This window comes from Spirosoma lituiforme, from assembly GCF_054776635.1.
In genome coordinates, this window is sequence record NZ_BAAHBO010000001.1 from 1,130,700 (window position 1) to 1,156,221 (window position 25,522).

Annotated in this window: 19 protein-coding genes; 8 read left to right on the top strand and 11 right to left on the bottom strand. The window is 48.6% G+C overall.

The window, feature by feature from the left end; genetic code table 11:
* Positions 1-1,067 precede the first annotated feature (1,067 nt).
* The 6 genes from ACYU87_RS04845 to ACYU87_RS04870 all read right to left on the bottom strand — a co-directional run bounded on the left by ACYU87_RS04845 (position 1,068) and on the right by ACYU87_RS04870 (position 7,990).
* Positions 1,068-2,057 (bottom strand): hypothetical protein, encoded by a 990-nt coding sequence (locus tag ACYU87_RS04845; protein ID WP_461132889.1) that lies wholly within the window; start codon positions 2,055-2,057, stop codon positions 1,068-1,070.
* A 377-nt stretch (positions 2,058-2,434) separates the two neighbouring features.
* Positions 2,435-2,938 carry a hypothetical protein gene (locus ACYU87_RS04850; RefSeq protein ID WP_461132890.1) on the bottom strand — a complete coding sequence of 168 codons (504 nt, stop codon included), beginning with the start codon at positions 2,936-2,938 and terminating at the stop codon, positions 2,435-2,437.
* Between the two features lie 337 nt (positions 2,939-3,275).
* Complete coding sequence (locus ACYU87_RS04855) at positions 3,276-4,148, bottom strand: DUF4238 domain-containing protein (RefSeq protein ID WP_461132891.1); 873 nt, start codon at positions 4,146-4,148, stop codon at positions 3,276-3,278.
* Between the two features lie 480 nt (positions 4,149-4,628).
* Positions 4,629-5,465 carry a hypothetical protein gene (locus ACYU87_RS04860; protein ID WP_461132892.1) on the bottom strand — a complete coding sequence of 279 codons (837 nt, stop codon included), beginning with the start codon at positions 5,463-5,465 and terminating at the stop codon, positions 4,629-4,631.
* Positions 5,466-6,092: 627 nt separating this feature from the next.
* Complete coding sequence (locus ACYU87_RS04865; protein ID WP_461132893.1) at positions 6,093-7,280, bottom strand: tyrosine-type recombinase/integrase; 1,188 nt, start codon at positions 7,278-7,280, stop codon at positions 6,093-6,095.
* 146 nt (positions 7,281-7,426) lie between these two features.
* A complete protein-coding gene (locus tag ACYU87_RS04870; protein WP_461132894.1) occupies positions 7,427-7,990 on the bottom strand; it encodes a GIY-YIG nuclease family protein in 564 nt (187 codons plus the stop codon).
* 67 nt (positions 7,991-8,057) lie between these two features.
* Between ACYU87_RS04870 and ACYU87_RS04875 the strand changes: the two genes are divergently transcribed.
* Complete coding sequence (locus ACYU87_RS04875; protein ID WP_461132895.1) at positions 8,058-8,306, top strand: helix-turn-helix domain-containing protein; 249 nt, start codon at positions 8,058-8,060, stop codon at positions 8,304-8,306.
* A gap of 197 nt (positions 8,307-8,503) precedes the next feature.
* Here the strand turns inward: ACYU87_RS04875 and amaB are convergent, their stop codons facing one another.
* Positions 8,504-10,048 carry an L-piperidine-6-carboxylate dehydrogenase gene (gene amaB, locus ACYU87_RS04880; protein ID WP_461132896.1) on the bottom strand — a complete coding sequence of 515 codons (1,545 nt, stop codon included), beginning with the start codon at positions 10,046-10,048 and terminating at the stop codon, positions 8,504-8,506.
* A gap of 140 nt (positions 10,049-10,188) precedes the next feature.
* Between amaB and ACYU87_RS04885 the strand changes: the two genes are divergently transcribed.
* The 6 genes from ACYU87_RS04885 (at position 10,189) to ACYU87_RS04910 (ending at position 17,381) form a co-directional block, all read left to right on the top strand.
* Positions 10,189-11,196 carry a fasciclin domain-containing protein gene (locus ACYU87_RS04885; RefSeq protein WP_461132897.1) on the top strand — a complete coding sequence of 336 codons (1,008 nt, stop codon included), beginning with the start codon at positions 10,189-10,191 and terminating at the stop codon, positions 11,194-11,196.
* A gap of 204 nt (positions 11,197-11,400) precedes the next feature.
* Positions 11,401-11,955 carry an RNA polymerase sigma factor gene (locus tag ACYU87_RS04890; RefSeq protein WP_461132898.1) on the top strand — a complete coding sequence of 185 codons (555 nt, stop codon included), beginning with the start codon at positions 11,401-11,403 and terminating at the stop codon, positions 11,953-11,955.
* Positions 11,952-12,776, top strand: a complete 825-nt coding sequence (locus ACYU87_RS04895; protein ID WP_461132899.1) for an anti-sigma factor — start codon at positions 11,952-11,954, stop codon at positions 12,774-12,776. Before ACYU87_RS04890 ends, ACYU87_RS04895 begins: the two co-directional genes overlap by 4 nt.
* A gap of 96 nt (positions 12,777-12,872) precedes the next feature.
* Entirely contained in the window at positions 12,873-13,337 is a 465-nt protein-coding gene (gene msrB, locus ACYU87_RS04900; RefSeq protein WP_461132900.1) for a peptide-methionine (R)-S-oxide reductase MsrB, read from the top strand.
* A 282-nt stretch (positions 13,338-13,619) separates the two neighbouring features.
* Positions 13,620-16,181, top strand: coding sequence for a penicillin-binding protein 1A (locus ACYU87_RS04905; RefSeq protein WP_461132901.1), 2,562 nt, complete (start codon positions 13,620-13,622; stop codon positions 16,179-16,181).
* A gap of 231 nt (positions 16,182-16,412) precedes the next feature.
* Complete coding sequence (locus ACYU87_RS04910; protein ID WP_461132902.1) at positions 16,413-17,381, top strand: alpha/beta fold hydrolase; 969 nt, start codon at positions 16,413-16,415, stop codon at positions 17,379-17,381.
* Here ACYU87_RS04910 and ACYU87_RS04915 read toward each other — a convergent pair.
* The 4 genes from ACYU87_RS04915 to tsaD form a co-directional block, all read right to left on the bottom strand.
* Positions 17,378-17,770: a VOC family protein gene (locus ACYU87_RS04915; protein ID WP_461132903.1), complete on the bottom strand. Its 393-nt coding sequence runs from the start codon at positions 17,768-17,770 to the stop codon at positions 17,378-17,380. The genes ACYU87_RS04910 and ACYU87_RS04915 overlap by 4 nt on opposite strands.
* A 35-nt stretch (positions 17,771-17,805) precedes the next feature.
* On the bottom strand, positions 17,806-18,576 hold the full coding sequence (locus tag ACYU87_RS04920) for a hypothetical protein (protein ID WP_461132904.1): 771 nt from the start codon (positions 18,574-18,576) through the stop codon (positions 17,806-17,808).
* Positions 18,577-18,760: 184 nt separating this feature from the next.
* Positions 18,761-19,639, bottom strand: coding sequence for an MOSC domain-containing protein (locus ACYU87_RS04925; protein WP_461132905.1), 879 nt, complete (start codon positions 19,637-19,639; stop codon positions 18,761-18,763).
* Between the two features lie 22 nt (positions 19,640-19,661).
* Positions 19,662-20,660, bottom strand: coding sequence for a tRNA (adenosine(37)-N6)-threonylcarbamoyltransferase complex transferase subunit TsaD (gene tsaD / locus ACYU87_RS04930; RefSeq protein ID WP_461132906.1), 999 nt, complete (start codon positions 20,658-20,660; stop codon positions 19,662-19,664).
* 132 nt (positions 20,661-20,792) lie between these two features.
* On the opposite strand from tsaD, the gene ACYU87_RS04935 reads away from it, so the two are divergent.
* Positions 20,793-25,493 (top strand): translocation/assembly module TamB domain-containing protein, encoded by a 4,701-nt coding sequence (locus tag ACYU87_RS04935; protein ID WP_461132907.1) that lies wholly within the window; start codon positions 20,793-20,795, stop codon positions 25,491-25,493.
* Positions 25,494-25,522: the final 29 nt, after the last annotated feature.

The window sequence follows — 25,522 nt, forward strand, 5'->3', positions numbered from 1 at the left end:
CTTTATTAATCTCGGCCGCTCAACTCGGCTTTAATCTTTTTCAACGCATAAGAGCTTAGAAGTAAGGATGCCCCAAAGCCGCCCATTGAGAAAGAGTTTCTTCCCACTAGTTCGTTCAATGAATCAACTTTGTGAGAAACCAGAAGAAAGATATTGTATCCAAGGTTAGCTACTAAAAAGAAAGCGGCCACATACAGAACAGCCTTTATTAGTGTCTCTCGTCTTTTGAGGTCTTCAGTACTTACTTTTGACGATGGCTTAGTGGAAAAGGGGTTGATCATTTTTAAGAGATTTAAGAATCGAATGTTAAAAGAATTAGTGTTGTTCTTACCAGGATATTTCTCGTGTCGCCCGGAACATGCAGAACGAACCGAAAGCCTAACTTCTGCGGCCTGCAACCTGTCGACCGAAAGCTGACTAGCGAGCCCAAAAGCTGCCCTGTCGAGCCGTGCGCCCTGTCGCAGGGAACCCGCCTTGAACGCACATCTTGGCCGGTTCACCCAACGCCCACGAGGGCTGATGGATGAGCACGCTACGTTCCTGAACAAACGCAACTCTCAACTTTACACCCTCGTTTGGTTGGGCTGCCGATTCTGATTCGGGACGAGCATCCTGTCACAGGGAAGCTACCCTACACGGAGCACAATCGATATCAGTTTATACTTGTTTCTTTAAAATAACGCTTAAAAACGACAGCCATCATAATGCCAATATACGTGATCAATATGCCTGATAAGACTAACATTATTTTGACCATGAATTTTGTAAAACACGTAACGGGTATATACTTAAAAAATATACATAGTGCGTAAATCAATATTGACGAGATGATGATTACTAGCATGTGTTTATTTATAGCACGCCACTTATTAGTGTGCGCAATGAAAATAGAAACTTTATGCGACAAATATGGATTCGCATTACCAGTTTTAATAATATCGTTTAATTCTCTTAAACTATCTTTTCGACTTAATATAAATGCATACAAGACGGTAAATATTGATATAGCGACACTAAAAATGCCAAAGCTTAAACTTGACATATCTGAAAATAGATTAACAATTGTTTCATCCTTCATTTTCAGTCCAATATTCCGTTAAAACTTGCTTAAACTTATCTATAACAAATGTATGATTATATAGGTTATCCTGCAAGTCTTTTTCACTGATAGGTATTTCTGAATTATATATCTCTTCAACTGTTTCTTTTATCCTTTGGTTTAATTCTCCTTCTGAAGATTGAGTATATCTATACTCTTGATTACCGAATATTACTCGTTTAATATTTTGAAATTTTTTCCTAGTATCTTGTCTGTTCTCTAAAAGGGAAATTGTTTCTTCTGCAGGTAAATTTTTATATCTACGCTCAATCACAATCTTATTTTTTGCTTCTATAAGATAACGCTTAAGTTCTGGTTGTTCGTTATCCACATCGTGATCTACAGTTACTAAGCGTATAATCAATTCCGGAGCAACTTTTTTTATGGTTATATCATTAATAACTTTCTTTAATTTAATGTTCTCTATTTTAATGTTTAATACTTTATTTAAAACTGCCTTTGCTGTGCTAGCAAGTTCATTGAAGACTTTGTTTGGATCTTCGTAAAGGAGAATGATCCAATAATATTTATACTGAACTTGGTTTAAACCAGAGATATGAGGATACATTAACATAAAATTGTTATCGCTTCCAATTTTAGAGTCTTTTGTTAATGCTACTTTATTTCTTTCCTCATAAAAACCATCAATATAATTTGTGTTATAAGCAGTTGTTTTTATTAGTAAAGCAGGCCTATCTCCGATGATCGTTTCTTCATAATCAATTCCTTTAACAACACGTTCATATGTCTTTTTCTTTTTAGCGTATTTTATTTCTTTTGAACTCTGATTGTATTCATCTATAGTTCTTATTATACTCTTAACCAAATAATTGTAATCAATAGTGTCAAATAAATCTGATGCAGACTTTATATCTGATACATAAACAGGGACTTTAATAGAATAAGGGTAAGACCCATTTGTAGGTGTCGACGAATTAAATAGATCAAATTGGATCATAGATTTATAAATAAGAATTTTAGCACTGAAGTTTATGAAAGAATACGCCGTTTATTCTATCGCACAAAACTAAATTGATCTGTTAGGCTTCCTAACTTCGATATTTGGTCTGTCAACCGAAACCTGCCTAACGAATCGAAAAGGTTGTCTGATGAGCCGGGCGGTCTGTCGCACAGAAGACGGCACATGTGCTTTTTTACTGTCTAGCTATGCACCCAACGACCATGAGGGTTGATGGATGAGGACACCACTCAGAATAACACAGGTACCCTCAACCTTTACACCCTCATTTGGTTGGGCTGAAAACTTTCCTTCGGGACGTGCGTCTTGTCAGCGGAGGACTTCCCACGCGGAGCGGATAATAACGCACAATCCGCTTAAGAATATTGTTTGATAGCTACTTCCAGAGCCTGATATTTTTCAAGAGGAAAGTCGTTCTCAACCCACTGCTCTCTATAGCCTTCCAGCCCATATTGTTGATGCAACTTGTAGAGAACATTAAGGACTTCCATCGCAAACTTTTTAGTCGAGACTTCAAATTCAATTAGGATATTGGCTTTGTGTTTACTCTCGTCAAAACTGCCCCAACTTTTCCAATCTTCGAAATGAGTAATAATTGCAGTCAGCTTATCTGTTTCACGTTTTAATTCTAACTGGCACTCGCCCGGTTCATCCATAAAAATTACAACTTCATGAATAGATTCACCTTGAATTAAGTGTAATGCGGCTGACGTAAGTTCTTCTAGAGTGTCATGCAGATAAGAAACGCTCATGTCCACTTTTCGTCCTGCAATCTCAAACCCAACGTGTGCCCAACCCGCACCTGTCAAGTCATAGGTTACTTTGAAAGCTAATGGCTTTTCAAACCAATTCCATTTCATTAATTTCTGATTTACTTGCCATCTCAGACGGCTTACTTGTCACAAAAGACGTAGCTCTTCCACTCTTAAAAGCCCCTGACTGGGGCGTCTCCTCTGTCACACGGAACCTGCCGAATAAGCCCAAAGCCTCACTTTTGAGACGTGAAACCTGTCGCCAGTAACCTGCCAAACGAACACTTGATGGACTCGCACCCAACGCCCGCGAGGGCTGATGGATGATAACACTACGTCCCTGAACAACCACAGCGTCAACCTTTACACCCTCGTTTGGTTGGGCTGCCAAGCTTTCCCTCGGGACGTGCGTCCTGTCGACGGGAAGCTGCCCATTCAATTTAAGCTATCGCTTATCTAACTGTATTCGACTTACTAAATCAGCGAGATACATTCTATCTTCACATGCAACTTGTTTCAACGCCCACTCGTAAAGATCTTTATTTATATCGTAAACTACATGCCGGTTATTTTCAGTGATTTCAACAGCAGTATTACGACCATTTAAAAATTTCTTTGAAGAGGCAACAAAGAATATTTTACTGGATAAAGGAGTAGCAACAAATGCAATCTCTTTAACGTCCGGATTAAAATATTCATTAATTTTTTCTCTGATAACCAATGAATATCTATCAGGAAGTATAAAGTAATCATCCGTTTTTATTACATATACTATTACACATAAGTCACCCATTCGCTTTAGAACTTCTTCAGCAAATTCAGAATAGTCAATTGAATTAGAATAGCTTGTCATTGAACGTATTTCTTGTTGCTTCTCAAGTTCTGCTTTGAGTTCTGGTGCAGCATAAGGAAGTATTCGCCCGAAAAGTGCCTCGTCAATTTGGTCATCCATGTATTTTTTTATTATTGGATGCCTTGTCTCACTTGCTATTCCATATTTTATTAATTCGAGAAATGCTGACGTGTAGTTACTAGAATAATTACTCTTGGACTCTTCCGCGTATTTCTTAACTGCTTCAAAATGCAGTTGAAAATAATCTTCATACTTTTTCAAATCTGTCTCCAACGAAGTATGGTCTATCATACCATTGACAACTCTTGAATTTGACAGGTCTTCACTGAATACAGTTTTGGTAGTGGGTTTAGAAAAGAAATTATTCAGTTGTTTATCAAAGAGATAAATTCTTTCATCTTCAACATTGAAGAAGTTCTTGATGTGGCATTGGGATACGTAGTGATGATTTTTGGGTATGCTCATAATTCGTATGTAAATCTCTGCCCGACACTAAAGTCCAATTTGTCGAGCGAACCCGCTTTTAACCTGTCCAAACCCCCAAGTACGGCTTGTCGACGGGAGCCTTTTTGAGCCTAACTACCAATCAATTGCCTCGCGTCAAACGAGACCCGACCTACTAACGTAAAGTCTGCCTGTCCGTCAAGCGCGGCTTGTCGACCGGAGCCGCCGAACTTGCTTTTATGCTTGTTTCTACACCCAACGCCCGCGAGGGCTGATGAAGTGGCACACAAATCCACTGAATACGAACCGCCTACACCTTTGCACCCTTGTTTGGTTGGGCTGCTCGGCTTCCTGCGAGACATGCTTCCTGTCGACCGAGAACTACCCCACGCGGAGCCCAATATATACCGCTTCTTTTGTGTCTACTGTCGGAGTCGAACCCACAATCTCACCTTCACAAACCGGTCAAGTAATTGGCTTGTGGAGGGGACGCTTTAACCTTTAAGCTAGTAGACTTTTCAACTTGCTTGTTACGTACTTGGAATCATCGCTACTAAATCTTCCAAAGGTAGTACTAATAAAATTTTTGATAGCTTTCTCAAATCTTATTTCGTCATTCTTAAGTTTCTTTATTCCATTAAACGTTTTACAATTATTCTCTTTTGAAATATCAAACAAGATTTCAGCAATTCTGTCATTACTAGGCTTTGAAGTAGTTGATATTAAGTATGCTATGTTTTTTACAATATTAGTTAAGATTAAAAAATCAGTGTAATTGATATTATCTAATTCGTTAGGTAGATTAACCAAATGCAAATCTTCTAAAAAATTGTTGCTATTTTCTTGAATTTTTCCAAAGCGCTTAGCCATATCACTGGTATCTCTGTCTGTGTGAGACATATAATTTCTTACAATTCGGTAATATTCATAAATATCAATTATATCAGATGACAAAACTACTGACGTATTTCTCAATACATTTTGAAAATTCGTTTCTCCTTTATCTAGGTCGTTCCACACTAAATCGCTGTGGTATTTCACCCACTCTTTTTTGAAATCTTTAAAAAACTGTTCAGACTGTTGTAATACTGAAGTAACATAATATTGCCTTATTCTTGAGCTAAATTTCAAAAAACTGACTTCATCAACTCTTACTTTGTGCTTTTTTGACAGTTGCTGAATGTATTTTTTTGCATCGTTCTTCTTAGCTTGCTCTAAGAATTCACGAATAGCGATTTCGTTACATTCTACAACTGCATCAAACTCACCAAGCGTCTTTTTTAACTTTCGGTAAGATGGGTAAGAGAATTTGGTTATATCTAAATCTCTATCTGGCATTTTTATTAGCGAAGTTTTTGCCGTTCTGTTGAGCACCTTGTCTTACGAATGCTGACCCGCAAATATAAGCCCGCCCAACCGGGGCGTTCCCCTTGTCGCAGACCACCCAAAAAGCCCTTCCAACGGGGCGTTTCTCGTGTCGACTGGAGCCGGCTAACGAAACCCAAAGTTGCTTTGTCGAGACGTGCAACTTGTCACACGCGCCCTAGCACACGTACCTTTTTTCATGCTTGTTATGTCCACCCAACATAATATTGGGCGCAAATCCGCTAAACTACAATAACCTGTAAATCAGCGAGAACTAGTTTAGTGGTTCTTTTATAATCACTACCTTTGACATGTCTATCAAACGATAGTTGATGATGACTCAATACTAAAGAGTTCGGATAGCTTTTGCAAAATAAGTGGGCAAAAAAATTTTAGTTAATCAACTGATCGAGCGCGCCTGGAATATTGAAGGATATCCCGATTACTTCTTTGGAGCCGATAAGCAATTGTATCGATTCGACTCGAGAGGAAACATACAGCGCAATAAACGGATAATGCTCCGGTATACGTCGGGCTATGTCCTGAAAAGCCGTTTTTATAGCCTAAACCAGCTGCGCCCCTTACTCCGCAGGCATATTCCTACAGATCATCCAACGGCGATTTAAGGCTACTAATCTTGTCGGCACTCACGTGGGTATAACGCATAGTGGTTAGGATGCTTTCATGGCCTAGTAATTGCTGTATGTATCGTATGTCTGTACCTGCCTCCAGTAAATGAGTAGCAAAGCTATGCCGGAGTGTATGAATACCCCCTTTTTTATGAATACCAGCAGCGTGGACGGCATCACTATATACTTGCTGAATAGTGCGCCTGGCAATCGGCTCTCCAGTTTCTATGTTTTCAAATAAAAACGTTTGGGATGATCCACTACTGAGTGTATAGCAGGCAAGATACTCAATAATAGCAGCGTCAAGTTTGTCGGTAAGCATCACCACGCGGCCTTTCTTACCTTTACCAGCCCGAACCATGATAAGCCGTCGAACACGATCAACATCTGTCAGACGAAGATTAGCTACTTCACTGAGTCGTAAACCAGTGGCATATACCAGCTTAAAAAGCGTCCGGTATTTCAGGCTCGTTGTGGCTCGAAAAATGGCTTTCACTTCCCACACATTATACACCGCTGGAAGTTTGGCAGCTTGCCGCGGGTACTCAATGTCGTACATCTCTTTATCTCTCAGCAACACTTTTTCGCTGTAAAATTTCCAGGCGTTAATGTGAACGTTCAGGGTTGAACTGCTCAACCGCTTTTTGTCCAGCAAGAACAACAGGTATTGCCGGTACTCAAATTTGGTTAGCTCATGTATTGATCTGGGAGCGACATATCGAATTAGGCTGACGAGTGCTTGTTTGTAATTGCCGAGCGTTTTATAACTGTAGTTTTGTAGACGTAATGTGTTGCATAACTCAACAATAACTGGGTGCTGGTTGTAGGCATGCGCAGGCGGTGCATACCGGAAAGATTTGCGATTAGCCGATTTCCCTACGGGTGGCCAGAATGGATTGGTGGCCTGTTCGATCTCAGCACTAGTAGCGGTTGGTTTGTAGAGCCGCACAATGGCTTCATCGAACCGACAATAGTCTTTACCAAATAATTTCCCAATCTGCACAATGGCCTCACGTGTATTTGGCAGCAGCCAGCACCGGCGAGAATAACTCCACCTGCGACCCGCAACCTCGCGAATGAGATCATTACCAACAGTGTCATCAGGAAACGAGACAGCTAATAGAGTGGCGTCTTTTTCGTCAATACGGATCGTGATCATACTAGCAGATTAGAGTAGATGGATGTAATCACCTACTGACGACAAACTCCATCGAAAGTTTCAGCTGCCGGGCCGGCCAGATCACCGATGTTTACCAGAATTAACAGCGAATGAGTACCAGATTCAGCCCCTAAAACCCGGTTTTGTTACTTGGTATAAAGCTGAATCTGTTTGGTTCGGGCGCTGATGCCAACGGCCAGATAGGTAGGCTTGGCCTGTAAGACATGCCTGCCCGATGATACCAGCTTTTTAAAGCGCCGAACCCAGGCTTCCACGGATTCGGGGGTGTAATAATTTACCTGTCCGAACGAACTGGTCGGGTGCAGCCCAAATACTTCCCGAAGTCGCTCGAAAGCAATGGGGGTGATGTTGTATTTCAGGCAAATCAATGGCTTGCTCAGACAACCCGATGTTGACCGGCTTCGCTGTGGTTTATTGAGTACAGGATTGAGTCGGGCAATGGCCCCCTGCTGCAGCCGATCAAGGTCACACGCTTCGCACTGGAAGAAGCGGAACCGCACAAATTCCAGCCCCGCAGCTTTGTGCTCCTGGAGCCGGGACTGGAGGTTTAGCGTCTGCCCTACGTACACCACTTCGTTCCTAGCATCAATCAGGTAGTAGAGACACGGCTGAGGCAGAAACAGCGTTGAGCTATCCACAATCTGCCCTACTTCGAGGTAATTTCTGTCTGTTTTTTCGGCGTTTTTCATGTATTAAATATACTACAAACAATACTTATATACAACAAAAAATACCTATATTTTTTACCTTTGTTTTATGGCTGGAAGACGAGAAAAGAAAACCAATATTCAGGGAAAGTGGCTCAAAGAAGCGTTGGCCGCACAGGATGTGTCGGTTTACCGGTTGGCCAAAGAGTTGGGGTACAGTCGGGAAAAATTCTACCGGCATATCGGTAACAAAACGTACCTCAGCAGCGAGTCGCTGGCCGAAATAGCCACAAAATTTCCGACCATGAACATGCGCTATGTACTCACGGGAGAGGGAACACCGACACTGCCTAAATGAGGTATGTAGAGACTATATGGCTACGTGCTGTCGGTTCCTCTGAACCTCGTTCAACAAAGTCGGCTCTGAGGAACCTCTCTTATCAACTTTAAAAATTTGACAGCACAAAAAGACACATCGGACCACCGCGAACCTAACGAAGTTAGTCTAGCTAAAACTTGGGATTCTCGGTGGTCCGATGTATTTAAAAATTAACGTTACAACTCAAACGTGATGCCCTGAGCCAGCGGCATGGTGGTACCGTAATTGATCGTATTGGTTTGTCGGCGCATATACGCTTTCCAGGCATCGGAACCCGACTCGCGACCGCCACCGGTTTCTTTTTCGCCACCAAAAGCCCCACCAATTTCGGCCCCCGATGTGCCGATGTTTACGTTGGCGATGCCACAATCTGAGCCAGTCGCGGCCAGGAATTGTTCAGCCTCGCGCATGTTCAGGGTAAAAATCGCGGATGACAACCCTTGCGGTACGTCGTTTTGCTGCCTGATGGCCTCATCGAGCGTTGTATATTTCAGCAAATACAGGATCGGTGCGAAGGTTTCCCGCTGCACAATAGGCCACTCATTTTCAGCTTCAGCAAGGCACGGCCGGACATAACAGCCTGATTCAAAACCTAACCCCTCTACCAGACCCGGCTCCACAACGAATGTTCCACCCGATTCGAGAATTTCTCTGACCGCTGACTGGTAGGTATGGACAGCGGTTTGGTCAATAACCGGGCCTACATGAAACGACTCGTCTAACGGGTTGCCTATACGTAATTGCGCGTATGCGTTTTTGAGTCGGCTCTTTACATCATCGTAAATACTCTCCTGCACAATGACCCGGCGGGTGCTGGTACACCGCTGTCCGGCGGTACCAACGGCCCCAAATACAATGGCTGGAATGGCCAGATCGAGATCAGCATGCTCCGACACGATGATGGCATTATTCCCTCCCAGTTCGAGTAGGCTTTTGCCCAGCCGTCCGGCTACCGCTTCGGCTACGGCCTTTCCCATGCGGGTGCTGCCCGTGGCCGATACCAGCGCCACCCGTGGATCACGGGCTAACCACTCACCCGCATCGCGGCCGCCCGTAACAAGACACGATACGCCTTCGGGTACGTCGTTGTTCCGCAGTACTTCGCCAATAATCTGCTGACAGGCCAATGCCGTGAGGGGCGTTTTTTCCGATGGCTTCCAGATGCAGACATCGCCACAAACCCAGGCCAGCATCGCATTCCAGGACCAGACGGCTACCGGAAAATTAAACGCCGATATAATACCCACAACACCGAGCGGATGCCATTGCTCCAGCATCCGGTGAGCTGGCCGTTCGGAATGCATGGACAGGCCATACAACTGGCGCGACAGACCAACGGCAAAATCGCAGATGTCGATGATTTCCTGCACCTCGCCTAACCCCTCCTGCAATGATTTTCCCATTTCATAGCTTACCAGCGTACCGAGTTCCCGTTTATACCGCCGAAACTGCTCCCCCATCTGCCGGACAATCTCGCCCCGTCTGGGGGCCGGAACCAGCCGCCACTCGGCAAAAGCAGCCTGAGCGGTTTCGACAACCTGGTCATAATCATCCCTGGTCGATGGGGTGACGCGGGCAATCAATTGACCGTCGGCGGGCGAGTACGAGTCAAGGGTTTTTTTTGGTTGATCGGTTAGCGGATCGGTCGTATGCCAAAAGTGCTGTCCGGTGCTGGTACCGGGCTTGATGGGGTGAGTGGGTGATGGAAGAATGGACTGCATGGATCAGGATCTGGGGTTTGTTGAGACGCGGGCAAATCTACCCGCTTTACCCACACAATAGATACGGACACCTAAACTTTTTGCGTAATACTCGGTTGCAGTAAGATGAATGCATGATTCATTTTTTTTCAGACAACGTTATGAAAATCAACCACCCTTTACGCCTTTTAGCGCTGGGAACGGCGCTAGTGACGACAGCTAGCTGGGGCCAGACTACACCCACAGGAACGGCCACGTCAACAACCTACCCACAGGGAGCTATCACCACAGATTCAGCGTCAGCGAAGCCCTCCCGTGATCAGAAACGAGCCATGAAACGCAATCGGAAGATGACCAACCAGGCGTCGAAGAGTGCGGGCACCACCAATACGTCAACACAGGACGCCGATTACCGAAAGAGTTCGGCCAGCGAGGGCACTTCACTTAACAACAGCAACACAACAAATTACAACAGCAACAACGTTACAAACGCCCCAACCGGTGCCGGAAGCAACCCCAACACGATGACCGCGCCCGCTGGCCAGGCGAGTAGCGGACAATCCAATGGTTCGTCGGGTAATGCTAATGGAGGTAACTCGGCCAGCGCGGGAACGGCTACCTCGAACGCCGGTGCGGCAGAAGCAGTGTCGGGAATGAAGACCAGCCCCGAGCCAGCCGTAAAGTCAGGCAGTACAGCCCGCAACACGAGCATCGGTGATTTTATTTCGTCATCGCCAAACTATGTAACATTACAAAACGCTCTGCAATCGGCAGATGTGTGGGAAACATTAAAAGGTGGTGGTCCATACACACTCTTCGCCCCCACAAACGCGGCTTTCAAGAAACTTTCGTCGAACGCGCAGGGTGCCTTGCTGGATGGCAGTAACCGGGTGGCTCTTAAACAATTGCTGGCCTACCATGTGGTAAGCGGTACACTTAGCCCCGACGAACTCAGCAAGCAAATTAAAGCGGGGAATGGCAAGGCTCAGTTGAAAACTTTATCAGGTGCTACATTGACCGCTCAGGAATCGAACGGCCGTCTGACGCTTACCGATGAGCAGGGCAACTCTGCCACCGTTGATGCCACAGATAACCGGCAGGCGAACGGGCTTGTGTATAGCATAAACAGCGTGCTGAAGCCCAAATCAGGTATGGATGCTTTTCGATAAGCAATGAACAAAGCCTGAGCTGATCAGGTAAATTTCGGGGCGTAATGCATTTTATGAGTGCATTACGCCCTGCCTTTTTCTACGGCATAGTCCATAGTCCATTGAGAAACGGGGCTTTCCTTTCACAAGTACATTACTTTAGAAGCCAGGAACAGCTCATTTTTTGAAATTCTCTATATATTTGGCTCCTTTAACACCCTCCTCGTGAAACGCCAGTCTTCTTTAGTTTCAGAAAGTGTCCTGATTGACAAGCTTGCTCAGCGTGATCAGCAGGCATTTCAATGGCTCTACGACCAGTATTCGCCTGCTCTGTATGGTGTTGTGCTGCGCATTGTGCGCGACGACGATCAGGCAGCCGATCTTTTACAGGACATCTTCGTTAAAATCTGGAAAAACCTGGATGCCTACGACGCCAGCAAGGGGCGTTTATTCACCTGGATGCTGAATGTTGCCAGAAATACCGCTATCGATTTCCTGCGCTCCCGCAAAACGCAGCCATTTGCCGCAATCCGAACCGACGAAGAGAACGTACATATTGTTGACCGACAACACAACACGGAACAACCCAATCCTGACCACATTGGTATCAAGGAAGTTGTTAACCAGTTGAGACCTGAGCGCAAACAATTAATCGATCTTGTCTATTTTGGGGGGTATACCCATGAAGAAGCCGCCGAAGAATTGAATCTGCCTTTGGGAACCGTAAAAACCCGGGTCAGGGCTGCGTTGCAGGAATTAAAGCAATTATTCAAATCATGAACGTCACGGAATACATAGCCTCTGGTATCTTAGAGTCTTACGTCATGGGGGCGGTGAGCGACCAGGAGCGACGCGAGGTCGAGTGCCTGTCGTCTATCTATCCTGACATACGCCAAGAACTCGACCAACTCTCCGAAGTTCTGGAGAGCTATGCACTCCTGCACAGTGTAGAACCACCCGAATCGGTTAAGGCGAAACTGCTCGCTCAACTCGATTTTGAAAAACCTGTGCGCGAGACAATTGTCCGGCCGATGCCGGTAGATACGACAACAACTAACTCATCGCCTACCTTCCGGGCCACCTGGATCGTAGCGGCATCGATGGGTTTATTGTTGCTCCTGTTTTCTTTTTTCCTGCTGTCGCAGCTACGGACAAATCAGAAAACGCTGGCTGCATTTCGTACCGACAATAGCAAGATGCTGGCCGAAGTCCGCCAGCTGCGCGATCAGAAGACACAGAACGACCAGACGTTAGCCGTTCTGCGCCAGCCGGGTACCCGCACGCTGGAGTTGAAAGGAAATGACAAAGCTCCGCAAGGATCGATGCTCGTTTTCTGGAATAGCCAGACCCATCAGGTAGCGGTACAGGTGCAGTCGTTGCCGCCATTACCCGCCGATAAACAGTACCAACTCTGGTACATGGAGGGCGGGAAGCCTGTCGATGCCGGCGTGTTCGATGCCATGCCCTCGCCCGATCTGGTTCAGCAGCTAAGTCGTTCGGTTGGCCGGGCTGAAGCCTTTGCCGTAACCGTGGAGAAGCGTGGAGGAAGCCCCACACCTACCCTCTCCACGTTACTGGCCCTTGCTCCGGTAAACGCCTGAACGTACTACCCGTTTTTCTTGTTTTAATTGCGTAAGCCTCTGTATGGCTTATGGGTTGCATGCCCCTACCGATAAAACGTAAACAACACAACTAACATGAAGCTTCTCCTGTCATTAGTCCTGTCGGCCTGTCTTGTTTCAGCTCTGGCGTTTACAACAGATGATACCCCACGCCGTGTCGTGAAAACCGATGCCGAATGGAAAAAAATACTGACGCCCAGTCAGTTTACCGTGTTGCGCGAACACGGTACCGAACGGGCGTTTACCAGCCCGCTTAACGATATTCATGACCATGGTACGTTTTACTGTGCTGGCTGTCATAGCCCGCTGTTTTCGTCAGATACGAAGTTTGATTCGGGTACGGGCTGGCCAAGTTTTTATCAGCCAATTGCGAAAACGGCTGTCAAAGAAACAATTGACAAAACGTATGGCATGGTGCGCACCGAAGTGCAATGCGCCATTTGTGGGGGGCACTTGGGCCACGTGTTTAACGACGGACCTAAACCTACGGGCCTTCGTTACTGCATGAATGGCGTTGCGATGACATTCGAGAAAAAATAGCCTGATCAGATCAGGTAACGTTAAGATCTGTCTTTCCCACGATTATTTTTCTGGTTTCGCCTGAAAATAACCGGGTCAAAATCAGCCGGGCCGTGCATGCGACCCGGCTTTTGTATATCACATCGGTCGAAAATGCGTTATATTTGAGGCCAGCCCGACTTGTCCGGACTGGACTGTCCCAGGGTGTATTTCCACCAGTTACCCGTTTGGGAAAGTAGGCTATTGGCATACTGTAAAAATGCCAACACTGAATTAATTAGGTTATTCTTCGACTATTAACGCATGAGTCAATACAGGGAGCGATTCCGCGCTGTTCGACACGCTTTTGGCGAATTTAGACGACGCCAGAAATTAGCAGGCAATGTCAGGCGTAGAGTTGGCCATCACCTAGTGCGCGTCGCGGGTGAAGAGCGCGTCAATACATGGGTTCGTACATACCGTGGCTACCACAATCAGTTTCGTTCGTTTGTTCATCGGTACATCAATCCCGATTCCTGGTATTACCCTGTCCTCAAAAACGGCACGAAAGGCGTTCTCTGGCTTTCGCTGGCCCTCGGGATGTACGTATTTGTCCTGAACTATAACTTCCTGTACTTAACGGGGGCTATGCCGAGCGTTGAAGAGCTGAAAAACCCAAAGCTCAACCAATCGTCGGAAATCTATTCGCAGGATGGGGTGATGATCGGCAAATTTTACGCCGAGAACCGAACACCGATCAAGTACGAAAATATTCCGAAGCAGCTGATCAACGCGCTGGTTGCCACCGAAGATGTTCGTTTTTACGACCATAGTGGCGTCGATCCCCGGGCTATTGGCCGGGCCATGATTAGCTTCGGTCGTGACGGAGGTGGATCAACCATTACCCAGCAGTTGGCAAAGAATCTCTTTAAAACCCGTCGGAAAACCAGTACGGGCTTACTGACCCGCATTCCATTCATTCGAAAAGTTATTTATAAATCGAAAGAGTGGCTGATGGCCCTCAAGCTGGAGCGGAATTTCTCGAAAGACGAGATCATCACCTACTATTTTAATACGGTCGATTTTGGCAGTAATGCGTTCGGCCTTAAAACGGCGGCCCGTACTTTTTTCAACAAAGCACCCGATAGCCTGAATGTTCAGGAAGGGGCGGTATTGGTTGGTCTGCAGAAGGCGACGACGAATTACAATCCGCTTAAAAATCCGCAACGCTCCCGCGAACGCCGAAATGTGGTGCTGGGCCAGATGGCTAAGTACAAATTCCTGACAAAAAACCAGGCCGACTCCATCAGTGCCCTGCCACTTGTTACCGAGTTTACGCCCGAGAACCCTTACTCCGGCCCCGCGACCTACCTGAAGAATGCTGTTCAAGATTATGTGAAAAAGTGGGGCGAAGAAAACGGCTACGATCTCTACACCGATGGGCTACGCATCATAACTACCATCGACTCGCGGATGCAGACTTACGCCGAGGAAGCAACCAGCGAAAAAATGAAGCAGCTCCAGCGTTCGTTCGATAACCACTGGCGGGATCGAAAGCCCTGGACGAACGAGGACGGAGATGAAATTCCGGGCTTTATTGATTCCGTTGCTCGTCGCACTGAACGTTATAAAAGTCTGAGCCGACGTTTTCTACCGCTTTACCCTGATTCCATTATGTACTACATGAAAAACGTGAAGTACAAAATGCGGGTGTTTAGCTGGACTAACAAACGGGGTTACGACTCCGTCGAGATGACACCATACGACTCCATCGCTTATTACAAACGCTTCCTGCAATCGGGTATGGTGGCGATGGACCCCCGTTCGGGCTATATCCGGGCCTGGGTGGGTGGTCTGGATTACGACTACTTCAAGTACGACCACGTGAAGCAGGGAAAACGTCAGCCCGGTTCAACCTTTAAGCCGTTCGTATATACGACCGCTATTGATGATACGCTCATCAACCTCAGCCCCTGCGACCGGATTCAGGACAGGCCCTTCCGGAAAGAATACCGCGAAAATGGCGAGGACAAAATATGGGAGCCGAAGAACTCAACAGGCTACTACTCCTACTCGAATATGACCTTGCGCCGGGCCATGGCGCGTTCCGTAAACTCCATTACAGCGCAGCTAACCGACCGGGTCACTCCCGAACGGGTAGCGCAGTACGCGCACCGCATGGGCATTAAAAGCCGGTTGGAAGCCGTCCCTTCTATTGGGCTGGGTTCATCCGATGTATCTCTTTATGAGCTGGTTGCTGCTTATTGCACCTTCGTCAATGACGGCGAATCGACCGAGCCGATTATTGTTCAGCGAATCGAAGACCGGGATGGCAACGTCATTGAAACCTTCACCAGCCAGCACAAACGAGCGATCAGTTCCGAGACGGCGTTTCTCATGCGCTACATGCTCCAGGGTGGCCTGCAGGAATCGGGGGGTACATCGCAGAATCTCTGGTCGTTCGACCTGTTCAAAAACCACAATGAAATGGGGGGCAAAACCGGAACGACATCCAACAACTCCGACGGCTGGTTCGTGGGCGTATCCAACAACCTGATTGTGGGGGCCTGGGTAGGGGGCGATGACCGGAGCATCCACTTCCGCTCTACCGACCTGGGCGAAGGCGCCAAAACGGCCCTGCCGCTGGTGGGTAGTTTCTTAGAAAAGGTGTACCGTGACCCTAAATTCAAGAGTTTGCAGGGCCCCTTCCCCAAGGCGGATGGTATTACGAAAGAATACATGAACTGTGGCTACTCCGGTGATGAAGAAACGACGTCGGAATCTGACTCAACCGATACTTCGGGCGAAATAAGCGATTCTACATTCGTTCCTGTTGCGCCCACCCCAGACCCAACAACCCCGCCCGATACGACAAGGAATCAGTAGCGGATGGTGTTAATCTTAAGATTAGTTGTCAGCAGGTCTTTACGAGAGCAGGCTAACGCCTACATTCGTAAAGACCTGCTGATTTGCGTTGTATCGCTGTTGCGGAGAGAGAATGTTCCTGCTTTTTCGCTGGAAATGACTGTACCAATAGATAATCTCGAACGAGCCAAGCAACAAATCGTTAAACTTTTAGCCGGGGGTTGCGAGTTATAATTGGTACACAAGGAAGTTATGAAACTATTCACCCGAATTTTTCGCTGGGCCCTATTGACTCTACTCGTTCTGACCGTTGGTGTGCTTGTTGCAGCCTGGTTCGTCGATTCCCGGCAGACGGATCAGGAACTGGCAGAAGAATTCAGGGGGCAATCGATCCGTCCTGTTGTTCATTACTACCAGGTCGCCGAACGTGGCTCGCAGGCTCCCCGGACCATCCGGTTTATGGAAACACCTGCCCCAGCGGCTGATTCTACCCGGCCTGTTGTGCTGTTTGTGCACGGTGCCCCAAGTTCCTTGTCTTTTTTCAACGAGTTTTTCAAAGACACAACGCTCCTGAATCGTGCCCGCCTGGTAGCCGTTGATCGGCCGGGATACGGTTACTCCGACTTTGGTCGGGTTGAGACGTCGATTATTCGCCAGGCCGAATTGCTACAGCCACTCATTGACCGATACAAGAAAGCGCCTTATTTAATGATTGTTGGCTCGTCGTACGGCGGCTCCGTAACGGCCCGGCTGGCGATGAACAACCCCCATCTGGTCGATCACGTGGTATTTGTTTCGTCGGCACTAGGGCCGGGTCTGGAACGAACGTACCCAATCAGCTACTTTGCCGACAGTCCGCTTGTTCACTGGGGCGTTCCACCACTGCTCCGATTGGCTAATGACGAGAAACTGGCCCACCGGCAGGCACTGGAAGCCATCTTGCCGGATTGGCCAAAAATTCGGGCAAAAATCACGATGCTGCACGGACAACGCGATGAACTGGTCTATCCCACCAATGTCTCATTTGCCCAGCATCACCTGGTCAATGCCAAAGTAAAACAGTTCATTCTTCCTGAGAACCGTCATGACATCGTGTTCAATAAACGGGAATATATGACTGATATCATTCTCGACATCCTGACGCAACGACAGGTGAAAGAAACAGTGAAGGCCAAACCCATGGCAGTAAAAGCCGGGGCAGATGAAACAACCCGTCTTTAAGCCGTTATTTCAATTCTGTTTCCTTCCGGGTCGAGAATGACACTTTCGTAATAGCCATCGCCCGTGTAGCGCGGCTCTCCGACAACAGCATAGTTCTCCGTTCTGAGCCGTTGCGTCAGCGTATCAACAGCCTCTTTGCTGCCTACCGAAATGGCGAAGTGAATGAGTCCCATAAACTGCACGAGCGCGTCGTTCTTTGTATCCGGTATACCCGGCATCTGCATGATTTCCAGACGGGAACCACCATTCGGAAACGTCAGGAAATACGACGTAAACCCTTTGGTCTTGTTCATGTATTTCTCGTTCGAGATAACCCCGAAATACGTTTCGTAGAACGTTCGCATCCGCTCAAGGTCGCGAACCCACAGGGCAATGTGTTCGATGTGCATACGATAAATAGCAAGCGTTAATTCAATTGTAAGGCTTACAGTACCAGCATTGGCATCCAGAATACGCCATCCCCCAGCCAGCGATACCGTTCATTTTTGAGAAAATAGGCAGGATACCGCTGAATACCGTACAGCGTTACGCTCATCAGGGAAAGCATCAGACCGCACCGCTGGGCAAACCGGTCGGTGGTCAGGAAACAGATCCCAAAGCCCATCAGGACAATGAGAACCGTCGACCAGCGCAGAATTAGGCCGCACCGTTCCACCCCCCAGGCTGTAGCCAGCGAAAACAGGATTTGTCCGGGCATTTCGTATTGCTCCATAACAGCGAATAGCAACAGGTTCTGAAACGCGATCCCCGCGAACATCGCTCCCTGAACCATTTCGATGGTACTCACCGATGGCCGCTGCACCCACACACTTCCCCAAATACCAGCCGCGTACAACACAGCAACGAGGGGTTCTTTCAGTAAAAGGGCTGGATGGCGGGCGGGAAGTCGAAAAACCAGGCCGACATAAGCCACACAAATTCCGCCCAGTAGGAGTCCGAATTTAACGACGCTACCCGGCAGAAAAAAAAGCAAAATACTAACCACAGCAGCCGCTCCAGCGACAACACGCCAAAGTACATCAGCGTGCGTACGATGGAATCGATGGCGGGCGGTAAGTGGCTGACTGACCGGATTCTCCCTGTGTTTCCGGACATCGAGCAGCCGATCAGTCGTGTAGATAATGAACACGACCAGCGCCAATACGATAGGGGTAGCCCAGTGCACCGGATCAACATCGGACAGACGCGTAGCCATGCGGTTAGACAAGACAGCTCCCACAACGACGGGAAAACTCAGGTAGTAAACGTTGCGTAAATAAGTAAACAAAGGCTATAATTCGTCATAGAGCGGAGGGTAAAGGCTCCGCTGCGTTGATATAAATGCCACAGGCACAACGATGGACTTTTGTTGCTGCCTGCGAGTACGTAACCCGGCCGGACTAAAACGGTTCAGGTGGCGTCAGCCAGGGTTCCTGCCGTTGGAGTACGTTAACGGGCTGACCCACCCGCAGGGTTCCTAAGGTGAGCGCACCGGTTGGTTTGGCCAGCACATTCTGGCCAAACAGAATTTTGTGTTTCCACTGGCGGTATGTTGCCAGTGTACGCAGTGGTTCTCTCCCTTTCTGGCCTGTTTCCGGGTCTATGGTTGTCAATACACAGCGGGCGCAGGGTTTGACGCCAAAGAACTCGACATCGCCAATCCGAAACTGTTGCCAGGCATCTTCTTCGTATGGTAAACTGCCGGCAACCACAATATTCGGGCGGAAGCGAAGCATTGTGATCGGCTCCTCCAGCCGCTGATTCAGGGTATCGAGTGATGCCTGCCCGATGAGCAGGTACGGGTACCCGTCGGCAAAACTCACCGCATCCTGCTCGCGGGCATAAGCCGGGTCCACATCCCGATGAGTCGTTTCGGGCATGTAAACCAGTCGGCAGGGTTTTTCCAGAACGCGGCTGAACCATTGGTCGGCTTCCGCACTGACCAGCAGGGCAGGCACATGGCTACTGTCCCAAATGGTAACCCCGATTGTTTCGCGGGGCGGTTCTGCACCTTCGGTTTGGGTTGGTATAGTTAAAGGCAGCGTCAGTACATCGTCCGGGCGGTGGCGGTGCCAGACGCGCAACTCAGCCGTTTCATTGATAGCCACATTCAGCAGAGCCATCTGGTAATTGGTCCGCTGGGTCATAAAATCGCCGTTGGGGTCAACCAGCATGAATCGCCGGTCATAACGCAGTCCTTTCCCCTCCACAACCGTCTCGGTTACGGAAATAGCCCCCAAGGACTTTATGGGATAGATTAAGAGTTCAGAGATGGTCATTGTCGGTAGGTAGTTCGGTAAATCACATACTCATTCGTGGCATTGGGCTAACGGTTTGCGCCGTAAATTCTTCCTGTTCGTATTTAAACTGCGCGGCCATGGCAATCATAGCGGCATTATCGGTACAGTACTCAAAACGAGGAATATATACGTTCCAGTCCAGTTGCTGCCCAAGTTGACTAAGAGCTGTTCGCAACCCGCTATTGGCCGAAACGCCCCCGGCAATGGCTACCTCCCGAATACCCGTTTCCCGAGCCGCCCGCTTTAGTTTCGTCAGTACCATCTGCACCAGCGTGTGCTGAATGCTGGCACAAATATCGGCCAGATTTTCGGCAATAAAGTCCGCATTGGTTTTTACGTTGTCCCGCAGAAAATACAGAATCGCGGTTTTAATGCCGCTGAACGAGAAATCGAGGTTAGGCATTTCGCTCATGGGAAACCTGAAGGCAAGCGGATTACCTTCGTTAGCGTACCTATCGATCAGCGGGCCACCGGGATAAGGCAAACCCAGCAGTTTGGCCGATTTATCGAAGGCTTCCCCCACCGCATCATCCAGGGTTTGTCCCAGAACTGTCATGTCGAGCGGGCCATCCACCCGCACAATCTGGGTATGCCCCCCGCTCACAGTCAGACACAGAAACGGAAAGGCTGGCCGGGGAGCTTCGATGAAATGCGCCAACACATGCGCCTGCATATGGTTTACTTCAATAAGCGGAATGTTCAGACCCAGGGCCATGGCTTTGGCGAAGGACGTTCCTACCAGCAACGAACCCAGCAAACCGGGTCCGCGCGTAAAAGCAATGGCCGATAGCTCATTTTTCGGTAGATTTGCGTCGGCCAAGGCCCGCTCAACTACGGGCAGAATGTGCTGCTGGTGAGCCCTTGAGGCCAACTCAGGCACAACTCCGCCGTATTGTTCATGAATTAACTGAGTGGCAATTACGTTCGACAAAAGGTGCCCGTTGGCTAAAACTGCCGCCGACGTTTCGTCGCAGGAGGACTCAATGGCTAAAATGTTCACCGTACAAAACTAATGGATAATGATTTCTATCATACAACAATGGAAGTTGTGATTAAACCGTTCACTCGTTTATACAGTCGAAGGTGTACTCATTTTTCGTTATTTGTTGTAGCTTAGGCATTTCCACCCCGGATGCGTCAGTTTTTCGCCATATTTCTTAAAACACTGCTCTGCCTGGTCCTCACGGTACTCGGTTTGGCATTGGGCATTTTACTGAGTCTCCAGCTTCCGGCCGTACAAACCCGTCTGGCCCAGAAAGGGGCCGAATGGCTATCGGCCAAACTCCTATTCCCAGTTGATATTGACGGTGTTTCGATCAAATGGTTCGATTCGCTGACCCTCGAAGGCGTTCAAATCAGGGACCGTCAGGGACGACCTATGATTACGGTGAAGCGGATCGATGCCGACTATAACCTTAAAAATTTACTGGACTCATCGGCCCATAATATTCACCTGGATGAAGTGGTTTTGTACAAACCCGATGTCCGGATGATCAAAAATCCGAAAAATGGCGATACCAACCTCGACGAGTTCATTGCCCGGATTGAAGCCCTAACGTCTGACCCAACCAAACCCAGCATACCTAACCAGAACGTGCCGTTCACCATTGGCCACATTCACCTGGTTGAGGGCGCGTATACCCTCGAAGACCCGCGCGAACCGTTTATGCGCAACCGGGCCAGCTTCGACTACAATCACTTTACGCTTCAGCACCTCACCGCTGAAGTCAGCGATTTTCTGGTGCTGGGCGACACGATTGCGTTCGATGCCAAGGGGTTGTCGGGCATTGACCGTGACTCCCGGATCAAAATACGGCAGCTGGACACGCGCTTTCTCTACTGCAACACCAAAATGGAGTTGGGGCGGCTGTATGCCCACATTGGCAACTCGATTATCCGCAACGAGCTGACGTTTTTTTACGATAAACCGTCCGCGTTTGGTGATTTCAATAGTCGGGTACTCTTAAAGGCGAATTTCCGCAACAGCAAAGTAGAGTCAAGAGATTTAGGTTTCTTTTCGGATTACCTGCGGGGACTGAACGAGACCTGGTTGCTCAGCGGCCTCTTCATTGGCACCGTTAATGACTTTCAGCTTCGACGGACCGATCTCCGGTTTGGTCCTAACGGCCGCAGCCAGTTAACTGGTGATCTGGCCTGGAAAGGGTTGCCCGACATGGATAAAACGACGGTGAATTTTTCATTCACGCCGTCAACCGTCAATATGGCCGATATCCGGCAGTACTACCCAGACTCGTCCTTTAACCGGACCATCCAGAAGCTAGGCGTCGTTACGTTCAAAGCTACTTTTGCGGGCGCTTTCGATGATTTCAAAACGAAAGGAACGGTCCAGACAAGCATTGGTAACGTAACGGGAGATCTGGCCCTGAAACTCTCCGCCAAGCCTGATTTAACGACGTATACAGCCAACCTGAAGGGCGATAACGTAGACCTTGGCCAGTTGCTGAACCAGCCCGATGAATTTGGCAAGCTCGACGGCGAAGGCCGGATTACCGGACGCGGAACGAATCTGAAACGGGCCAGCATCGATTTTGATGGACAGTTGGGTCAGTTCGGCTGGCAGGGGTACGGCTATCACAATGTGGTTACGCATGGCAATTTGCAGAACGGCCTTTTCAAAGGAAATCTAACGATCAACGATCCAAATCTAGCGTTCAATCTAGAGGGTGAATTCAATCTGAGCGGGGCCAAAAACCATTATGACCTGCACGGTGTAGTTGGCCGGGCTGATCTGCGTGAACTGGGCTACCTCCGCGATTCGCTGGTGGTGAAAACCGATCTGGATGTCCAGTTGGAAGGCAGCAAGCTCGACGATATTGTAGGAAGTGCGGTGTTTACCGACGCGCTGCTGACGCTGAACCGGCCCGAACGGAATTTAACGGTGAGTAAGCTTACCCTGGCTTCCACGATCGAGCGTCAGATTGGCATCTCACCCGACTCCAGCAGTACCCAGCGTTATTTTGACCTTGATTCTGATTTCCTGACGACCCGTTTGCAGGGCACGTTCCAGCCCCAGCGGACAATCGATGATTTGACCAGACTAGCCAAAGAGTACCAGCTTTATTTTGCGGGCGATGCCGCTGGCATGAAGGCCTATTATGAACACAAGCAACGTCAGGTTGCTCGTACTGCCAGTCGGAAACCAGCCAATGCTACCCAACGCTACGGGGTCGATTACCAGTTGATTACCAAGAACACGGCCCCCCTGCTCAACTTTTTGACGTCGACGGTTTATGTAGCACCGGCTACCCGGCTCGAAGGTCGCTTCACCGTCGACAATACATCGTTTCTGACGGCAACGGTAAAAACGGATTCGGTACGGTTCGGAAAAATTGGCTTCGGCCAAAGCGACCTCGACCTGACGACCTCCAAGTTTGTTTATGGACAGGAGGTACTGGCTTCGGCCATTATTACGTCGAAACGGCAGTTGTTCAGCTCTGTCTTACCGACGCGTAATTTACAGGCAGAAGCCTCCTGGGCCGTCGATCATATTGATTTTACGAGTCGCATTGAGCAGGCCGACAGCGTGGGCCGGTACGTAAACCGGGCTGATCTGAACGGCGAGCTGCGATTCAAAGGCGACGCTATTGACCTGACCTTTCGTCAGTCGAAGCTGCGCGTGCTGGATGGCGACTGGACATTGAATCCGCAAAGCCTGATTCGAAAAGTTGGCAACGAATACACCATTCGGGACCTTTCGCTGCTGAACGAAAATCAATTGATTCAGGCATCGGGCAAAATTTCCGCCGATACCGCCGAACATCTGGCCGTAGAGGCTCAGAACTTTCTACTGGCCTCGCTTAACTCCGTTTTGAATACAACCCTCGGCGGTACGTTGAATGGGTCTATGGCCGTCCGAAACGTGTACGAAACGCCTATTCTGGAAAGCGCGTTATCGGTCAGGGAGCTTTCCTACGAAAATGCACTCATTGGCGACATACGCGCGCAGGGCGAATGGGACCAGCAGGCGCAACAGCTCAACGTAGACGCCCGGGTGAACCGCAACGGAGCTGACGTAGTAACCCTGACCGGAAACTATACACCTCAGCAAAAAACGAATCCTCTGGCGCTGAACGCGCGGGTCAATAACGCCAGCCTGTCGCTGCTGGAACCGTTTACGAAAGGGTTGTTTTCCAGCTTGGGAGGTACGGCCAATGGTGTAGTATCGGTTAGTGGCAAACCCGCCGTGCCGATACTGAAAGGCGACGTGACGATACAGGGCGGTCGGGGTCGATTTGATTACCTCAAGGCCGATTTTACGTTTGACGACAAAATTTACTTTGGCGAAAATGAGATCATTACCCGCCAACTCACCCTGCGCGATCCGCAAGGCAATACGGCCTTACTACGCGGTGGAGTTTATCACGATGGATTTCGGTATTTTACCCTTGGCTTCGATGCCGATCTGAAGAACTTCAAGATCATGAATACGCTGGCCCCCGACAATGATGCCTTTTATGGACAGGCTGTTGTCACGGGCCGGGCCGAACTCTATGGCCCCCTGAACAACCTGACTGTCCGCGCCAACGTAACCAGTAACAAAGGCACCCGAATCTATATTCCACTCGATGGAGCGACATCCGTAGCGGCCGATGACCAGATTCGATTCGTTAGCCATATCCCGAGCGGAACAACCGGAAAGCCCGGAAGCCAGACGGCAACCAAATCGGATGGCGAACTGGATCTGTCAAGAATCCAGATGGATTTTAACTTCAATATTACCCCCGATGCCTACTGCGAAATTCAGCTGGATCGCCAGACGGGTGACATCATCAGCGCCTACGGACAAGGCCGGGTCGCCATGAAAGTCGATACGAAAGGCGACTTTACCATGACGGGTAATTACGAAATTCAGAAGGGAGAATACACGTTTACGTTCCAGAACATTATCAATAAACGATTCCAGATTCGTCCGAACAGCCGCATCACCTGGACGGGTGACCCCTATGGAGCCCTGCTGGACGTAACAGCGGCTTACACCCAATACACCTCACTAGCTCCGCTTCTGGCGACCAGTGGCACCACAACCAACACCCGGGCCGATCAAAGTCGCCGGTACCCTGTCGATCTTGTTATCAAACTCAATGGCGAGCTAGGGGCTCCGTCTATCAGCTATGATCTGGACATCAAAGAGTATCCATCCTCGTCCGATTTCCGGCAGGCCGTCACGGCGTTTGAATCACGGCTTCAGAGTAACGACCAGGAACTGACGCGTCAGGTAAGCAGCGTGCTGCTGTTCAACCAGTTGCTTTCCGAAGGAACTAACCTGTTCGACCAGGGCCAGGTAAACTCCGGCGTAGCCAACAGCGTGAGTGAACTGCTCTCAAACCAGATTAGCCGCCTGGCCTCAAATCTGAATGAAAAACTGGACGTAGGCGTGTCGTTTGGCGGGTTTACGGGTGGTACACAAACGGATAACCTGCTCAACAACTTACAGCTTCGTTTCTCGTACCGGCTCCTTAACGATCGGCTGCGCATCAGCCGCGATGGTGGGTTCACGTACGGCCAAAGTCAATACAACGCAGCCAGCCTGCTCGGCGAATGGACCCTCGAATACTTTGTAACCCCCGATGGTCATTTACGGGCAAAAGTGTACAATCGAAACCAGCAGAGTATTCTTAGCCAGACCAGTTTCAACAGCACCATTACCACTGGGGGCGGTATCAGTTTGCTGTACACTCGTTCGTTTAACCGGCTTTTCAGCACCAAACGCCCCACCCCCGGCATCGCTCCTGCCAAGCCAGCCGACGAGCCAACCCCAACATCCAGCCCGGCATCTACGCTCTCGGCAACGGGTCGGGAAATGATACGGTAGCCATTCGGCGTAACGAATAAGTACCTTTC

What these genes read in the sequence shown, in the direction of transcription:
- msrB (WP_461132900.1), top strand. Translation starts at nt 12,873, where the DNA reads ATGAAGCTTCTCCTGTCATTAGTCCTGTCGGCCTGTCTTGTTTCAGCT.
- ACYU87_RS04895 (WP_461132899.1), top strand. Translation starts at nt 11,952, where the DNA reads ATGAACGTCACGGAATACATAGCCTCTGGTATCTTAGAGTCTTACGTC.
- ACYU87_RS04855 (WP_461132891.1), bottom strand. Translation starts at nt 4,148, where the DNA reads ATGAGCATACCCAAAAATCATCACTACGTATCCCAATGCCACATCAAG.
- ACYU87_RS04885 (WP_461132897.1), top strand. Translation starts at nt 10,189, where the DNA reads ATGAAAATCAACCACCCTTTACGCCTTTTAGCGCTGGGAACGGCGCTA.
- ACYU87_RS04920 (WP_461132904.1), bottom strand. Translation starts at nt 18,576, where the DNA reads ATGGCTACGCGTCTGTCCGATGTTGATCCGGTGCACTGGGCTACCCCT.
- ACYU87_RS04870 (WP_461132894.1), bottom strand. Translation starts at nt 7,990, where the DNA reads ATGAAAAACGCCGAAAAAACAGACAGAAATTACCTCGAAGTAGGGCAG.
- ACYU87_RS04910 (WP_461132902.1), top strand. Translation starts at nt 16,413, where the DNA reads ATGAAACTATTCACCCGAATTTTTCGCTGGGCCCTATTGACTCTACTC.
- amaB (WP_461132896.1), bottom strand. Translation starts at nt 10,048, where the DNA reads ATGCAGTCCATTCTTCCATCACCCACTCACCCCATCAAGCCCGGTACC.
- ACYU87_RS04905 (WP_461132901.1), top strand. Translation starts at nt 13,620, where the DNA reads ATGAGTCAATACAGGGAGCGATTCCGCGCTGTTCGACACGCTTTTGGC.
- ACYU87_RS04915 (WP_461132903.1), bottom strand. Translation starts at nt 17,770, where the DNA reads ATGCACATCGAACACATTGCCCTGTGGGTTCGCGACCTTGAGCGGATG.
- ACYU87_RS04850 (WP_461132890.1), bottom strand. Translation starts at nt 2,938, where the DNA reads ATGAAATGGAATTGGTTTGAAAAGCCATTAGCTTTCAAAGTAACCTAT.
- ACYU87_RS04925 (WP_461132905.1), bottom strand. Translation starts at nt 19,639, where the DNA reads ATGACCATCTCTGAACTCTTAATCTATCCCATAAAGTCCTTGGGGGCT.
- ACYU87_RS04865 (WP_461132893.1), bottom strand. Translation starts at nt 7,280, where the DNA reads ATGATCACGATCCGTATTGACGAAAAAGACGCCACTCTATTAGCTGTC.
- ACYU87_RS04935 (WP_461132907.1), top strand. Translation starts at nt 20,793, where the DNA reads ATGCGTCAGTTTTTCGCCATATTTCTTAAAACACTGCTCTGCCTGGTC.
- ACYU87_RS04845 (WP_461132889.1), bottom strand. Translation starts at nt 2,057, where the DNA reads ATGATCCAATTTGATCTATTTAATTCGTCGACACCTACAAATGGGTCT.
- ACYU87_RS04860 (WP_461132892.1), bottom strand. Translation starts at nt 5,465, where the DNA reads ATGCCAGATAGAGATTTAGATATAACCAAATTCTCTTACCCATCTTAC.
- ACYU87_RS04875 (WP_461132895.1), top strand. Translation starts at nt 8,058, where the DNA reads ATGGCTGGAAGACGAGAAAAGAAAACCAATATTCAGGGAAAGTGGCTC.